Origin of the sequence: Streptomyces albospinus, assembly GCF_014648695.1 — a bacterium.
Classification (GTDB): Bacteria; Actinomycetota; Actinomycetes; order Streptomycetales; family Streptomycetaceae; genus Streptomyces; species Streptomyces albospinus.
On sequence record NZ_BMRP01000001.1, the window covers coordinates 769,218 to 784,127 of the forward strand.

At 72.7% G+C, this 14,910-nt stretch carries 14 protein-coding genes; 11 read left to right on the forward strand and 3 right to left on the reverse strand.

From position 1 onward, the window contains the following. The first annotated feature begins 24 nt into the window (after nt 1–24). The 7 genes from IEZ17_RS03340 (at nt 25) to IEZ17_RS03370 (ending at nt 9,590) form a co-directional block, all read left to right on the forward strand. Nucleotides 25–1,947, forward strand: coding sequence for an acyl-CoA dehydrogenase family protein (locus IEZ17_RS03340; protein WP_189296106.1), 1,923 nt, complete (start codon nt 25–27; stop codon nt 1,945–1,947). A gap of 98 nt (nt 1,948–2,045) precedes the next feature. Then, nucleotides 2,046–3,362: a 1-deoxy-D-xylulose-5-phosphate reductoisomerase gene (gene dxr / locus IEZ17_RS03345; protein ID WP_189296108.1), complete on the forward strand. Its 1,317-nt coding sequence runs from the start codon at nt 2,046–2,048 to the stop codon at nt 3,360–3,362. After that, nucleotides 3,359–4,660 carry a M50 family metallopeptidase gene (locus IEZ17_RS03350; RefSeq protein WP_189296110.1) on the forward strand — a complete coding sequence of 434 codons (1,302 nt, stop codon included), beginning with the start codon at nt 3,359–3,361 and terminating at the stop codon, nt 4,658–4,660. Before dxr ends, IEZ17_RS03350 begins: the two co-directional genes overlap by 4 nt. Nucleotides 4,661–4,829: 169 nt before the next feature. Next, nucleotides 4,830–5,987: a flavodoxin-dependent (E)-4-hydroxy-3-methylbut-2-enyl-diphosphate synthase gene (gene ispG / locus IEZ17_RS03355; protein WP_189296112.1), complete on the forward strand. Its 1,158-nt coding sequence runs from the start codon at nt 4,830–4,832 to the stop codon at nt 5,985–5,987. 176 nt (nt 5,988–6,163) lie between these two features. Then, entirely contained in the window at nt 6,164–7,009 is an 846-nt protein-coding gene (locus IEZ17_RS03360) for a GNAT family N-acetyltransferase (protein ID WP_189296115.1), read from the forward strand. 24 nt (nt 7,010–7,033) lie between these two features. After that, complete coding sequence (locus tag IEZ17_RS03365) at nt 7,034–7,570, forward strand: GNAT family N-acetyltransferase (RefSeq protein ID WP_189296117.1); 537 nt, start codon at nt 7,034–7,036, stop codon at nt 7,568–7,570. Nucleotides 7,571–7,886: 316 nt separating this feature from the next. Next, a complete protein-coding gene (locus IEZ17_RS03370) occupies nt 7,887–9,590 on the forward strand; it encodes a proline--tRNA ligase (protein WP_189296119.1) in 1,704 nt (567 codons plus the stop codon). A 69-nt stretch (nt 9,591–9,659) separates the two neighbouring features. Here the strand turns inward: IEZ17_RS03370 and IEZ17_RS03375 are convergent, their stop codons facing one another. The 3 genes from IEZ17_RS03375 to IEZ17_RS03385 all read right to left on the reverse strand — a co-directional run bounded on the left by IEZ17_RS03375 (nt 9,660) and on the right by IEZ17_RS03385 (nt 11,714). Then, entirely contained in the window at nt 9,660–10,571 is a 912-nt protein-coding gene (locus IEZ17_RS03375) for an aminoglycoside phosphotransferase family protein (RefSeq protein WP_189296121.1), read from the reverse strand. 65 nt (nt 10,572–10,636) lie between these two features. After that, nucleotides 10,637–11,122, reverse strand: coding sequence for a ferritin-like domain-containing protein (locus tag IEZ17_RS03380; RefSeq protein ID WP_189296123.1), 486 nt, complete (start codon nt 11,120–11,122; stop codon nt 10,637–10,639). Between the two features lie 88 nt (nt 11,123–11,210). Continuing rightward, nucleotides 11,211–11,714: a hypothetical protein gene (locus IEZ17_RS03385; RefSeq protein WP_189296125.1), complete on the reverse strand. Its 504-nt coding sequence runs from the start codon at nt 11,712–11,714 to the stop codon at nt 11,211–11,213. Between the two features lie 160 nt (nt 11,715–11,874). Here IEZ17_RS03385 and rimP point away from each other — a divergent pair, with 160 nt between their 5' ends. From rimP to IEZ17_RS03405, 4 genes are all read left to right on the forward strand, one after another. After that, on the forward strand, nt 11,875–12,444 hold the full coding sequence (gene rimP / locus IEZ17_RS03390; RefSeq protein WP_189296127.1) for a ribosome maturation factor RimP: 570 nt from the start codon (nt 11,875–11,877) through the stop codon (nt 12,442–12,444). A 2-nt stretch (nt 12,445–12,446) separates the two neighbouring features. After that, nucleotides 12,447–13,439 carry a transcription termination factor NusA gene (gene nusA / locus IEZ17_RS03395; RefSeq protein WP_159507804.1) on the forward strand — a complete coding sequence of 331 codons (993 nt, stop codon included), beginning with the start codon at nt 12,447–12,449 and terminating at the stop codon, nt 13,437–13,439. Between the two features lie 131 nt (nt 13,440–13,570). Continuing rightward, entirely contained in the window at nt 13,571–13,849 is a 279-nt protein-coding gene (locus IEZ17_RS03400) for a YlxR family protein (RefSeq protein WP_159507803.1), read from the forward strand. A gap of 178 nt (nt 13,850–14,027) precedes the next feature. Then, a partial coding sequence (locus tag IEZ17_RS03405) for a translation initiation factor IF-2 N-terminal domain-containing protein (RefSeq protein ID WP_189296129.1) occupies nt 14,028–14,910 on the forward strand: 883 nt, incomplete at its 3' end.

Consider the following 14,910-nt stretch of genomic DNA (forward strand, 5'->3'; position numbering starts at 1 on the left):
GATCCGCGGCGAGGTGAGCTCCTGATGACCGCTCCGTCCATCCGCAACGTTTCCGAGCGCGAAGCGCGCCGGGTCGCCGAGGCGGCCCGCGAGCAGGACTGGCGCAAGCCCAGCTTCGCCAAGGAGCTGTTCCTGGGGCGCTTCCGGCTCGACCTCATCCATCCGCACCCCACCCCGGCCGCCGACGACGTGCGGCGCGGCGAGAAGTTCCTCGCCACGCTGCGGGAGTTCTGCGAGACGGAGGTCGACGGTGCCCGGATCGAGCGCGAGGGGCGGATCCCGGACGAGACCGTCAACGGGCTCAAGGAGCTCGGCGCCCTCGGCATGAAGATCGACCCGAAGTACGGCGGCCTCGGGCTGACCCAGGTCTACTACAACCGCGCCCTCGCCCTGGTCGGCACGGCCAGCCCGGCGATCGGCGCGCTGCTCTCCGCGCATCAGTCGATCGGCGTACCGCAGCCGCTGAAGCTCTTCGGCACCCAGGAGCAGAAGGAGACGTTCCTGCCGCGGCTGGCCCGGACGGACATCTCCGCGTTCCTGCTGACCGAGCCCGACGTCGGCTCGGACCCGGCCCGGCTGGCCACGACGGCCGTCCCGGACGACGGGGGAGACTACGTTCTCGACGGCGTGAAGCTGTGGACCACCAACGGCGTGGTCGCCGACCTGCTGGTGGTGATGGCCCGGGTGCCCGCCTCCGAGGGGCACAAGGGCGGCATCACCGCCTTCGTCGTCGAGGCCGACTCGCCCGGTATCACCGTCGAGAACCGCAACGCCTTCATGGGCCTGCGCGGCCTGGAGAACGGCGTCACCCGCTTCCACCGGGTGCGGGTCCCGGCCGCCAACCGCATCGGCCCCGAGGGCGCCGGCCTGAAGATCGCGCTGACCACGCTCAACACGGGACGGCTCTCGCTGCCCGCGATGTGCGCCGGCACCGGCAAGTGGTGCCTGAAGATCGCCCGCGAGTGGTCCGGCGCCCGGGAGCAGTGGGGCCGCCCGATCGCCAGGCACGAGGCGGTCGGCGCCAAGATCTCGTTCATCGCGGCGACCACCTTCGCCCTGGAAGCCGTCGTCGACCTCTCGTCCCAGATGGCCGACGAGAACCGCAACGACATCCGCATCGAGGCCGCCCTCGCCAAGCTCTTCGGCTCCGAGATGGGCTGGCTGATGGCCGACGAACTGGTGCAGATCCGCGGTGGCCGCGGCTTCGAGACCGCCGACTCGCTCGCCGCCCGCGGCGAACGCGCCGTCCCCGCCGAGCAGATGCTGCGCGACATGCGCATCAACCGGATCTTCGAGGGCTCCACGGAGATCATGCACCTGCTGATCGCCCGCGAGGCCGTCGACGCCCACCTGTCGGTCGCCGGCGATCTCATCGACCCCGACAAGTCCCTCGCCGACAAGGGCCGGGCCGCCGCCAAGGCCGGCGGCTTCTACGCCCGCTGGCTGCCCAGACTCGTCGCCGGGCCCGGCCAACTCCCGCGCACATACCAGGAGTTCGGCGAGCTGGCCGGCCATCTGCGGTATGTCGAGCGGAGCTCCCGCAAGCTCGCCAGGTCGACGTTCTACGCGATGTCCCGCTGGCAGGGGAAGATGGAGACCAAGCAGGGCTTCCTCGGCCGGATCGTCGACATCGGCGCGGAGCTGTTCGCGATGAGCGCGGCCTGCGTACGGGCCGAGCACCTTCGACTGACCGGCGACCACGGCCGCGAGGCGCACCAGCTCGCCGACGCCTTCTGCCGGCAGGCCCGGATCCGCATCGAGGAGCTGTTCGGCCGGCTGTGGACCAACACCGACGAACTGGACCGCAAGGTCGTCGCCGGCGTCCTCGGCGGCAGCTACACCTGGCTGGAGGAGGGCGTCACCGACCCCAGCGGCGACGGCGCCTGGATCGCCGACGCCACCCCCGGCCCGAGCCTGAAGGACAACGCCCGCCGCCCGATCCGCTAGCGGCACCGCGCTCGTACGGGCGGCCCGCGGGTCGCCCGTACGAGGCGCCGCGGCCCTCGGTGGCCGAGGCGCCCCGCCGACCGGCCACAATGGACCGCATGACGGACACCCTCGCCCATCCGCACCTGCGCTTCGAGCCGGCCCGAACCGACCCGGGAGGCCCCCGGGAGATCGTGATCCTCGGCTCGACCGGTTCGATCGGCACCCAGGCGATCGACATCGTGCTGCGCAACCCCGACCGCTTCCGGGTCACCGCGCTCGCCGCGGCCGGCGGCCGGGTCGACCTGCTCGCCGAGCAGGCGCACCGGCTGCGGGTCGCCGCCGTCGCGGTGTCGCGCGAGGAGACCGTGCCCGCGCTCCGCGAGGCGCTGACCGCGCGCTACGGCGCCGGCGAGCCGCTGCCGGAGATCCTGGCCGGCCCCGACGCGGCCACCGGGCTCGCCGCCTCGCCCTGTCACACCGTCCTCAACGGCATCACCGGCTCCATCGGCCTCGCCCCCACCCTCGCCGCCCTGAAGGCGGGCCGGGTGCTGGCCCTCGCCAACAAGGAGTCGCTCATCGTCGGCGGCCCGCTGGTCAAGGCAGTCGCCGAGCCCGGTCAGATCATCCCGGTCGACTCCGAGCACTCCGCCCTCTTCCAGGCGCTGTCCGGCGGCACCCGGGCCGAGGTCCGCAAGCTGGTCGTCACCGCCTCCGGCGGGCCGTTCCGCGGCCGTACGAAGCGCGAGCTGGCCGGAGTCACGCCCGAGCAGGCGCTGGCCCACCCGACCTGGTCGATGGGCCCGGTCGTCACCATCAACTCCGCGACCCTGGTCAACAAGGGCCTGGAGGTCATCGAGGCGCATCTGCTCTTCGACGTCCCCTTCGACCGCATCGAGGTCGTGGTCCATCCGCAGTCCTACATCCACTCGATGGTGGAGTTCACCGACGGCTCGACCCTCGCCCAGGCCAGCCCGCCCGACATGTGCATGCCGATCGCGCTGGGCATCGGCTGGCCGGACCGGGTCCCGGACGCCGCCCCCGGTGTCGACTGGACGACGGCGCACACCTGGGAGTTCTTCCCGCTGGACCAGGAGGCCTTCCCGTCCGTGCCGCTGGCCTGCCACGTCGGCGCGCTGGGCGGCACCGCCCCGGCGGTCTTCAACGCGGCGAACGAGGAATGCGTCGCCGCCTTCCTCAAGGGCGGGCTGCCGTTCACAGGGATTGTCGATACGGTCGCGGCAGTGGTCGACGAAGGCTTGGCATCCGGAGTGGTGATGAGCAACAGCCAAGGCGGAGCGCAGCGGAGCGGGACGCCCGCCGCGGGAACTTCCCTGACGGTCGCGGACGTCCTGGAAGCGGAGACCTGGGCGCGCGCCCGCGCCCGCGAACTGGCCGCCCGGGCGGCACACACCCCATCGGAGGCTCGCGCATGACGACCTGGATGACCATCCTCGGCATAGTCGTCTTCGTCGTCGGCCTGCTGTTCTCCATCGCCTGGCACGAGCTCGGCCACCTCTCCACGGCCAAGATGTTCGGCATCCGCGTGCCGCAGTACATGGTGGGCTTCGGGCCGACGATCTTCTCCCGCAAGAAGGGCGACACCGAGTACGGCATCAAGGCCGTCCCGCTCGGCGGCTACATCCGGATGATCGGCATGTTCCCGCCCGGCGACGACGGGAAGCTCCAGGCCCGCTCCACCTCACCGTTCCGCGGCATGATCGAGGACGCCCGCTCGGCGGCCTTCGAGGAGCTCCAGCCCGGCGACGAGCACCGGCTGTTCTACACGCGCAAGCCCTGGAAGCGCGTGATCGTGATGTTCGCCGGGCCGTTCATGAACCTGATCCTCGCCGTGGTGATCTTCATGAGCGTGCTGATGGGCTTCGGCATCAACACCCAGACCACGCAGGTCAGCTCGGTCTCGGACTGCGTCATCTCGGCCTCCGCCAAGTCCGACAAGTGCCCGGCCGGCGCCAAGGACTCCCCGGCCAAGGCCGCGGGCCTGCGGGCCGGCGACAAGATCGTGTCCTTCGACGGCCACGCCGTCCCGGACTGGGACACCCTCCAGGACCGGATCCGCAGGACCACCGGGCCGGCGACCCTCGTCGTCGAGCGGCACGGCGCCCGGCAGACGCTGCACGCCGACCTCATCGAGAACAAGGTCGCCAAGACCGACGGCCACGGCGGGTACGTCCCCGGCCAGTACGTCAGCGCCGGATTCCTCGGCTTCACCCCGGCCAGCGGCATCGTCCGGCAGTCCTTCGGCCAGTCCGTCGACCGCATGGGCACCATGGTCCAGCAGGGCACCGAGTCGCTGATAAGCCTCCCCGGCAAGATCCCGGACCTGTGGAACGCGGCCTTCAACGGCGCCGAGCGCAAGCAGGACTCCCCGATGGGCGTGGTCGGCGCGGCCCGGGTCGGCGGCGAGGTCTTCTCGCTCCACATCCCGCCGGAGCAGCGGGTGGCGACCATGCTCTTCCTGGTCGCCGGCTTCAACCTCTCGCTGTTCCTGTTCAACATGCTGCCGCTGCTGCCGCTGGACGGCGGCCATATCGCCGGTGCCCTGTGGGAGTCGGTCCGGCGGGCCTTCGCCCGGGTCGTCCGGCGTCCGGACCCCGGCCCCTTCGACGTCGCCAAGCTGATGCCCATCGCGTACGTCGTCGCCGGGATCTTCGTCTGCTTCACCCTGCTCGTGCTGGTCGCGGACGTGGTGAACCCGGTGAAACTGACCTAGTCGCCGAGTGGCGGCCGGGCACGCTGCGACCGACCGGGCGTGCCGGGCCGCCCCCTTTCGAGGGGGCGCAAGGGTTCGATGTGCCCGCGGCAAGGTCCGTGCCGTAATCTCGATGACCCGGAGCCCATCGAATCCGGGCCTAGATCCACACCTTGGGGTTGCTCACCAGATGACTGCCATCGCACTGGGAATGCCGGACGTACCGGCGAAGCTCGCCGACCGCCGGGTCAGCCGCAAGATCCAGGTCGGTTCGGTCGCCGTGGGCGGCGACGCACCGGTGTCGGTGCAGTCGATGACCACCACCCGGACCTCCGACATCGGCGCCACGCTCCAGCAGATCGCCGAGCTGACCGCCTCCGGCTGCCAGATCGTCCGGGTCGCCTGCCCGACCCAGGACGACGCCGACGCGCTGTCCGTCATCGCCAGGAAGTCCCAGATTCCGGTCATCGCGGACATCCACTTCCAGCCGAAGTACGTCTTCGCCGCGATCGACGCCGGCTGCGCCGCGGTCCGGGTCAACCCCGGCAACATCAAGCAGTTCGACGACAAGGTCAAGGAGATCGCCAAGGCGGCCTCCGCCGCCGGCACCCCGATCCGCATCGGCGTCAACGCCGGCTCCCTGGACCGGCGGCTGCTCCAGAAGTACGGCAAGGCCACCCCCGAGGCGCTGGTGGAGTCCGCCCTCTGGGAGGCGTCGCTCTTCGAGGAGCACGGCTTCCGCGACATCAAGATCTCGGTCAAGCACAACGACCCGGTCGTGATGGTCAACGCCTACCGCCAGCTCGCCGCCGCCTGCGACTACCCCCTCCACCTCGGCGTCACCGAAGCCGGCCCGGCCTTCCAGGGCACCATCAAGTCCGCGGTCGCCTTCGGCGCGCTGCTCAGCGAGGGCATCGGCGACACCATCCGGGTCTCGCTCTCCGCGCCGCCCGTCGAAGAGGTCAAGGTCGGCATCCAGATCCTGGAGTCCCTCAACCTCCGGCCGCGCCGCCTGGAGATCGTCTCCTGCCCGTCCTGCGGTCGCGCCCAGGTCGACGTCTACAAGCTCGCCGACGAGGTCACCGCGGGCCTGGAGGGCATGGAGGTCCCGCTCCGGGTCGCCGTCATGGGCTGCGTCGTCAACGGTCCCGGCGAGGCCCGCGAGGCCGACCTCGGCGTCGCCTCCGGCAACGGCAAGGGCCAGATCTTCGTCAAGGGCGAGGTCATCAAGACCGTCCCCGAGTCGAAGATCGTCGAGACCCTCATCGAAGAGGCCTTGAAGATCGCCGCACAGATGGAGGCCGACGGCGTCGCCTCCGGCGACCCGGTCGTCACCGCCGCGGGCTGACCCCCTCCCGTACGAGCCCCGCCGCCCACCCGGGCCGCGGGGCTCGCGCACACCCGCGCACGCCCCGCAAAAGCCCCTGCGCAGCAGGCCAGGTGCTCCCGTGCAGGTGGAGGTACAGTGCCAGCACCTGCTCCCGCCTGGCCTCCCAGGCCCGTACCGGTGAGGCTTTCCGACACGTGCTGACGACCACCACCATCAAGGTCCTTGAGCCCGGGGAGCTCGACGCGGCCCTCGCCGTCCTGGACCGGGAGCCGGTCGCCAACGCCTTTGTCGCCGCCCGCGTCCAGATCGCCGGCCTCGACCCCTGGCGGCTCGGCGGCGAGATGTGGGGCTATTACGTCGGCGGCCGGCTGGAATCCCTCTGCTACGCCGGCGCCAACCTCGTCCCCGTCTGCGCCACCCCCGAGGCGATCCGCGGCTTCGCCGAGCGCGCCCGCCGCCAGGGCCGCCGCTGCTCCTCCATCGTCGGCCCGGCCGGCCCCACCGCCGAACTGTGGTCCCTGCTGGAGCCCCACTGGGGCCCGGCCCGCGAGATCCGCGCCCACCAGCCCCTGATGGTCACCCGCACCCCGTCCGCCGAGATCGCCCCCGACCCGTACGTCCGGCGGATCCGCAAGAACGAGCTGGACCTGATCATGCCGGCGTGCGTGGCCATGTTCACCGAAGAGGTCGGCATCTCGCCGATGGCCGGCGACGGCGGCCTCCTCTACCAGGCCCGGGTCGCCGAACTCGTCGGATCCGGCCGGTCCTTCGCCCGCATCGAGGACGGCAAGGTCGTCTTCAAGGCCGAGATCGGCGCCGCCACCCCGCTCGCCTGCCAGATCCAGGGCGTCTGGGTGGACCCCGACCGCCGCGGCCAGGGCCTGTCCGAGACCGGGATGGCCGCCGTGCTGCGCTACGCCCTCAGCGATGTCGCCCCGGTCGTCAGCCTCTACGTCAACGACTTCAACACCGCCGCCCGCGCCGCCTACCGCCGGGTGGGCTTCGAGGAAGTCGGCGCGTTCATGAGCGTACTGTTCTGAGCCGCCGCCTTGTACGCTCCGACCATGGATGACGTCGCGGTCGGCCCCCTCGATCTCGCTGCCCGCGTGGACGACGCGCTGGCCGTGCAGGCCCTCGCCTTCGGCCTCGGTGACGACGAGATCGCCGTCCGCCGGCACATCGTGCTGCGCCACCTCGGCTGCGCCGGCGCCCGCGCCCTCGGCGCCACCACCCCCGCCGGCCGGCTCATCGGCTTCGTCTACGGCATGCCCAACGACCGCACCCATTGGTGGTCCACCGTCGTCGAGCCCTATCTGCGCAGCCAGGGCCTGGACCACTGGCTCGACGACTCCTTCGTCATCACCGAACTCCACGTCCACCCCGCCTACCAGCACCGGGGCATCGGCCGCGCGCTGATCACCCGCATCACCGACGAGGCCGGGGAACCCCGCAGCATCCTCTCGGCCATCGACACCGAGAGCCCGGCCCGCGACCTGTACCGCTCCCTCGGCTACGAGGACATCGCCCGCCGCGTGCTGTTCCCCAGCGCCCCCACGCCGTACGCCGTGATGGGCGCCCCGCTGCCGCTGAAGCGTCCCTGACCACACACAGGGGACCACCGACGTGCACCCCCGTGCACCGTTTCTCCCCACCACCCACGAGAGGGGACGGGCCGGAGGGGCAGGGTGTCCGGACGTAAAGCGCAGCAGTCCGGACACCCTGCCCCGGAGGCCCGTCACCGCACCCCGAAAGCCCCGCGCAGCGGCCCCGCGCCGCAGGCGCAACCACACAAACCCCCACGGCGGGAAAGCCGACAACGTGGGCAGCCGGCCGAGCGCAGCGGATACGCATTTCCGTGCGCCACTCCCGTGCAGCTAACCTCCAGGGAGTCACCTTTCTTACGCAGGAGAAACTCCCATGGCCAACGCCGCACAGGTCCAGCGCATGTCCCGCTTGATGATCAAGACACTGCGCGACGACCCGGCCGACGCCGAGGTGCTCAGCCACAAGCTCCTGGTGCGCGCCGGTTTCGTGCGCCGCACCGCCGCCGGTGTCTGGTCCTGGCTGCCGCTCGGCAAGAAGGTCCTCGCCAACGTCGAGCGGATCGTGCGCGAGGAGATGGACGCCATCGGCGGCCAGGAGGTCCTGCTGCCCGCCCTGCTGCCGAGGGAGCCGTACGACGCGACCGGCCGCTGGGACGAGTACGGTGCCGAGCTGTTCCGCCTCAAGGACCGCAAGGGCGGCGACTACCTCCTCGGCCCCACCCACGAGGAGATCTTCACCCAGCTGGTCAAGGACCAGTGCACGTCCTACAAGGACCTGCCGGTGATCCTCTACCAGATCCAGACGAAGTACCGCGACGAGGCCCGCCCGCGCGCCGGCATCCTGCGTGGCCGCGAGTTCCAGATGAAGGACTCGTACTCCTTCGACACCTCCGACGAGGGCCTCGCCGAGTCCTACGCGCTGCACCGCGCCGCCTACCAGCGGATCTTCGAGCGCCTCGGCCTCGAATACCGCATCTGCGCCGCCACCGCCGGTGCCATGGGCGGCTCCAAGTCGGAGGAGTTCCTGGCCCCGGCCGGCGCCGGCGAGGACACCTTCGCCGACTGCCCGAACTGCGACTACGCGGCCAACACCGAGGCGATCACCTACGCCCTCAAGCCGGTGGACGCGGCCGGCGTGCCCGCGGCGGAGGAGATCCCCACCCCGGACACCCCGACCATCGAGACGCTCGCCGCGCACCTCGGCGTGCCGGCCTCCACCACCCTCAAGAACCTCCTGGTCAAGGTCGACGGCGAGATCGTGGCCGTGGGCGTGCCCGGCGACCGCGAGGTCGACATGGACAAGGTCGAGGCGCACTTCGCCCCGGCCGCCGTCGAGCTGGTGACCGCCGAGGACTTCGTGGGCCGCGACGACCTCGTCCGCGGTTACGTGGGCCCGCAGGGCCTGGAGAAGGTGACGTACCTCGCCGACCCGCGCATCGCCCCCGGCACCGCGTGGATCACCGGCGCCAACAAGGAGGGCGTGCACGCCAGGAACGTCGTCGCCGGGCGCGACTTCGAGGTCGACACGTACGTCGACGTCGTCGTGGTGCAGGAGGGCGACCCCTGCCCGGCCTGCGGCACCGGCCTCAAGCTGGACCGCGCCATCGAGATCGGCCACATCTTCCAGCTGGGCCGCAAGTACGCCGACGCCTTCCAGCTCGACGTGCTCGGCCAGAACGGCAAGCCGGTCCGGGTGACCATGGGCTCGTACGGCATCGGCGTCTCCCGCGCCGTCGCCGCGCTGGCCGAGCAGCATGCCGACGACAAGGGCCTGTGCTGGCCCCGCGAGGTCGCGCCCGCCGACGTCCATGTCGTCGCCGCCGGCAAGGCCAAGCAGACCGAACTCGCCCTGGAGATCAGCGACCGGCTCGGCGAGGCCGGCCTGCGGGTCCTGGTCGACGACCGCCCCGGCGTCTCGCCCGGCGTCAAGTTCACCGACGCGGAGCTCCTCGGCGTGCCGACCATCGTCGTCGCCGGCCGCCGCGCCGGCGAGGGCGTCGTCGAGGTCAAGGACCGCCGCACCGGCGAGCGCGAGGAGCTGACGGTCGAGGAGGCCGTCGCCCGCCTCGGCGCGTAACGGCACGGCGAACGGGCCGGCAGGGGGTGCCCCTGCCGGCCCGTTCGCGCTGTGTGCCGCCCCCCGCCGCTACAGGTAAGCGGCGAACTCCAGCAGCAGCTCCCCCCGTTGCCGGTCGCCCACTGCCGACTCGCGCAGACCCGCGCGCACCGCGCGGTACAGCGTCCAGCCGCGCAACCGCTCCCGGTCCACGTCCAGTGAGTCCGCCAGCTTGGCCACCCGCCGCCGGGCCGCCGCGGGCGCCCCCGATCCGGCCACCAGGTCCTCGAAGCGGTCCAGCACCAGCCGCGCCAGGTCGTACGCCCGCTCACCGACCAGCGGCGCCGGGCCCACCGCCAGCCAGGGCACCCGCTCACCGGCCAGCACCTTCCCCTGCCGGAACGCCCCGTGCAGCAGGAACTCCTCCGGCGCCCCGTCCGGCAGCGCCCGCCCCAGCTCCAGCGCCTCCTCGACCAGCGGCGCGGCGGCCCCGGCCGACTCCCCGGCCGCCCCCAGGGCCTTGGCGTCCTGTGCCACCCGCTCCGCCACCGTCGCGAACGGGTGCCCCTCGCCCGGCGGCACCCACAGCCGCCGCACCGTACCGGCCGCCTCCAGCAGCGCCTTGGCCTCCGGCAGCGAACGGAGCGACACCGCACCCTGCAACCGCTCCAGCAGCAGCGCACCGCCGGCCTCGTCGGCCCGCAGCAGCCGCACCGCACCCCGGCCGTCCCACGCCCGCAGCGCCGCGGCCTCCTGCGCCGCGGGCCGCCCCGGCACCGGGAACTTCAGCGTCGCGGGCGTCCCGTCCTGCTGCCGTACCAGCGCGACGAGACTGCCGAGGCCACCCGGGGCGTGCACCCGCTCCAGCGTCAGCTCCCAGGCGTCCAGCTGCTGCTGAACCAGCGTCGGCAGCGCCTCCAGCCAGGCCCGTACGGGACCCTCCTGATCGCCGCTGAGCGCGCCCAGCAATCGTTGCGGCGGTTTGATGGGTGCCGTTGCCATGCCTGAGCTGTCCCTTTCGTGGGGAGGACGCCGGGTGGGGAGGTGGCCGCCGGGCGGCCGGTCGTTCAGAGCGCGCCGGAGGAGGCGCTCGCGGAGCCGCCCGGAGCGGGCGCCGCGGCCCGCTCCACGAGCCCAGGGAAGGCTACGCCGCTGCCCCGCCAGCGCACCGACCGCACCGCGGCCTCCCGCAGCGCGCCCGCCGCCTCCTTGCGGCGGGCGCCCCCGCAGGCCCGTACGAGATCCGCGTAGACGGCGGCCAGCCGGTCCTCCAGCTCGGCCGCCAGCCGCGCCGCGGCGGTCGCGTCCGGCACCGGGAACGGCAGCTCGTACCCGGCCGCGGCGGCCTGCGGCTTCCCGCCGAGGTCCCGCACGGTGCGGGACAGCGCGTCCCGCCGCGCCCGGTGCGCGTCGTAGGCGCTCTGCGCCTCCGTGCGGCGCCCGGCCCCGATCCGCCCGCCCACCACGCCGTACCCGTACACCGCCGCGTGCTCGGCGGCGAGCGCGGCCTGCACCGCGGCGAGCTCGCCGCCGTGCGTCGTTCCGGTCGTCATCTCCGTGCTCTTCTCTGCTCGTTGGCCGGCCGCCGCGCCCGGCCGTCGTACGGTGCGGGGCGCGGCGCCCCGCCCACCGGGCCCCGGCTCACACCCCCGGCCCCGTCAGCAGGTACGCGTGCGCCGCCCCCGCCGCCGCGACCGACGCGAGGAGCCGGGCCAGTTCCGGAGGCGCGGCGGCCAGCGCCGCCGTGCGAGTGTCGGCGAGCGCCCGTTCCGCGTCGGCGAGCGCGGTCCGCGCCGCCCGCTCGTCGGCCGGCACCGCGGGCGCCGCCGCGTGCCGCGCCGGCTCGGCGGCGGCGCCGCCGGACGGGGCGGGCGTGGCCTTGCCGGACCTGAACGCCGCGGCGTGCAGGGCGACTTCGGCGCGCAGCGGACGCAGCTGGGGCGCCAGCGCCGGATGCGCGGCCAGCGTCGCGTCGTAACGGGCGAGCAGCGCCGCGCTGTCCGCCGCGGACCGCTCCCGCAGCCGCTCCGCGGCGGCGGAGTGTTCGGGTTCCTCGGGGCCGGGATGGTCGGTGCATCCGGCGAGCAGCGCCACGCCCCCCAGGGCGGCACCGGCCAGCAGGGTCGTTCGGCGTGTGAGCGCCACTTTCGGCACGTTGCACTTCCCGGGGTCTTCCGTAGTGATCACCGCAGGCGAGCGTATCCGTGCCCACCCACCGAATCGTCAGTACCCCGCCGGAACCGATAGGCTTTGACCCGACACGCGACCCACCCACAACAGCACACGCGGCCGAGGAGTCACCCGGATGAGCACCACCCAGAGCGAGAGGCTGCGCGGACTGCTTGAACCGCTCGTCGCCGCGCGAGACCTGGATCTGGAAGAGATCGAGGTGACCCCGGCAGGCAGGAGCCGGGTGCTGAGGATCGTGGTCGATTCCGATGAGGGCGTCCAGCTGGACGAGTGCGCCGACCTGAGCCGCGAGGCGTCGCAGGTCCTGGACGACTCCGACGTGATGGGCGGCGCCCCGTACACCCTTGAGGTCACCTCTCCCGGCGCCGACCGGCCGCTGACCGAGCCGCGGCACTACCGCCGCGCCGTCGGCCGCCTCATCAAGGCCCGGCTGCACGAGGGCGGCGACGTGGTGGCGCGGATCGTCGCCATGGACGACACCGGCCTCGACCTGGAGGTGCCGGGCGTCAAGGGCCGCAAGCCGACCACCCGCCGGGTCGCGTTCGACGAGATCGCCAAGGCGCGGGTCGAGCTGGAGTTCAGCCGCAAGCCCGCCAAGCAAGACGTCACGCAAGGCGAGACCATCGACGAGAACGACGAGAGCCGTGCGAACGGCGAGAACGACGAGAACAAGGAGGAGGCGTAGCCGTGGACATCGACATGAGTGCCCTGCGGGGACTGGTGCGGGAGAAGGAGATCTCGTTCGACCTGCTGGTCGAGGCGATCGAGTCGGCCCTCCTCATCGCCTACCACCGCACCGAAGGCAGCCGCCGCCGGGCGCGGGTGGAGCTGGACCGCAGCACCGGGCATGTGACGGTGTGGGCGAAGGAGGACCCGGCGGATCTCGAGGAGGGCGAGGAGCCCCGCGAGTTCGACGACACCCCGTCCGGCTTCGGGCGCATCGCGGCGACCACCGCCAAGCAGGTCATCCTGCAACGGCTGCGGGACGCCGAGGAGGAGATCACGTTCGGCGAGTACGCCGGACGGGAGGGCGATGTCGTCACCGGCGTGGTCCAGCAGGGCAAGGACCCGAAGAACGTGCTGGTCGACATCGGCAAGCTGGAGGCCATCCTGCCGGTGCAGGAGCAGGTCCCGGGTGAGGACTACGCGCACGGCACGCGGCTGCGGTCGTATGTCGTCCGCGTCGTCAAGGGCGTCCGCGGCCCCTCGGTCACCCTCTCGCGTACGCACCCCAATCTGGTGAAGAAGCTGTTCGCCATGGAGGTGCCGGAGATCGCCGACGGGTCGGTGGAGATCGCCGCCATCGCGCGCGAGGCCGGGCACCGGACGAAGATCGCGGTGCGCTCGACGCGCTCGGGGCTGAACGCCAAGGGCGCGTGCATCGGCCCCATGGGCGGGCGGGTGCGGGCCGTGATGGCCGAGCTGCACGGCGAGAAGATCGACATCGTGGACTGGTCGGACGACCCGGCCGACCTGGTGGCGCACGCGCTGTCGCCGGCCCGGGTCAGCAAGGTCGAGATCGTGGACCTGGCGGCGCGCTCCGCGCGGGTCACGGTGCCCGACTACCAGCTGTCGCTGGCCATCGGCAAGGAAGGGCAGAACGCCCGGCTCGCGGCCCGGCTCACCGGCTGGCGGATCGACATCCGCCCGGACACCGAGCACCCGGCCCCGCAGGGCTGAGCCACCCGTGGCGGCGGGGCCGCGGCGGTACGAAAAAAAGTGGTGCCGCGGCCTTCCGCAGGGAATTCTGAGCGATGGATCAGGCTTTACCCCATAGGGGTGGAGCCTCTGTGGGGAGGTAGACTTAAGCAGTGTCTGGCCGGACGCATGCCCGCGCATGCCCTGAGCGCACTTGTCTGGGTTGCCGGGAGCGAGCGGCCAAGGGCGATTTGCTGCGCATCGTGGCGATCGAGGACGAGTGTGTCCCCGATCCTCGCGGTACGCTGCCCGGCCGGGGTGCTTACGTGCACCGGACACTGGTCTGCCTCGACCTGGCGGTTCGCCGCCGGGCGTTCCCCCGGGCCTACCGGGGCCGCGGCCCGTTCGACACGGCGGAGTTGCGCCGGTTCATCGAAGGGGGCGCGCGTTGAGCAGCCGCCATGGCAATAACGCACAGCAAGAAACGCACAGCGCACGGAAAACCGTGCGGTCAGGTACCTCGCGAGTCGGAAGTAGGTCGAGATTGCGATGAGCACTCGATGAGTACGCGATGAGTACGCCCATGAAGTAGCGACGGTCCGGTGGACACCCGGACCTAGAAGGAGCGAAGTGGCTAAGGTCCGGGTATACGAACTCGCCAAGGAGTTCGGCGTTGAGAGCAAGGTCGTCATGGCCAAGCTCCAAGAACTTGGCGAATTCGTCCGTTCGGCGTCCTCGACGATCGAGGCGCCGGTTGTTCGCAAGTTGACCGACGCTTTCCAGGCAGGCAGCGGCAGCGGCCGCGCCGCCGGTAAGCCCGCGGCGCCGCGCAAGTCGGCCCCCGCGAAGCCGTCCGCGCCCACTCCGGCGCAGGCGGCGCGTCCGGCTGCCCCGAAGCCGGGCGCCCCCAAGCCGGGCCCCGCGGCCCCGGCTGTCCCCGAGGTGCCGCAGGTTCCCGCGGCCCCCAAGACTCCCGCCGCCGGTCCCACCCCGGGCCCGCGGCCGACCCCGGCGCGTCCCGCGCCGAAGCCCGCTCCGGCCGCGCCCGCGCAGCCCGAGTTCACGGCCCCGCCGTCCGCGCCGGCTCCCGCCGCGCAGGCAGGGCCCCGTCCCGGTGCCACCCCCGGCCCGCGTCCGGCCCGTCCGGCGCCCGGCCAGGGTCAGCCCCGTGGCAACGCCCCGCGTTCCGGTGAGCGGCAGGGCGGCCGTCCCGGCGGCCCCCGCCCGAGCGGTCCGCGTCCGGGCAACAACCCCTTCACCTCCGGTGGCTCCACGGGCATGGCCCGTCCGCAGGCCCCCCGTCCCGGTGGCGCCCCGCGTCCCGGCGGCCAGGGTGGTCCCGGCGGCCCGCGTCCGCAGGGCGGCGGCCAGGGCGGCCCCCGTCCCCAGGGCCAGGGCGGCGCGCGTCCGACCCCCGGTGGTATGCCCCGTCCGCAGGGTGCGGCTCCCGGCGGTGCCGGTCCGCGTCCCGGCGGCGGTAACCGTCCGAACCCGGGCATGATGCCGCAGCGCC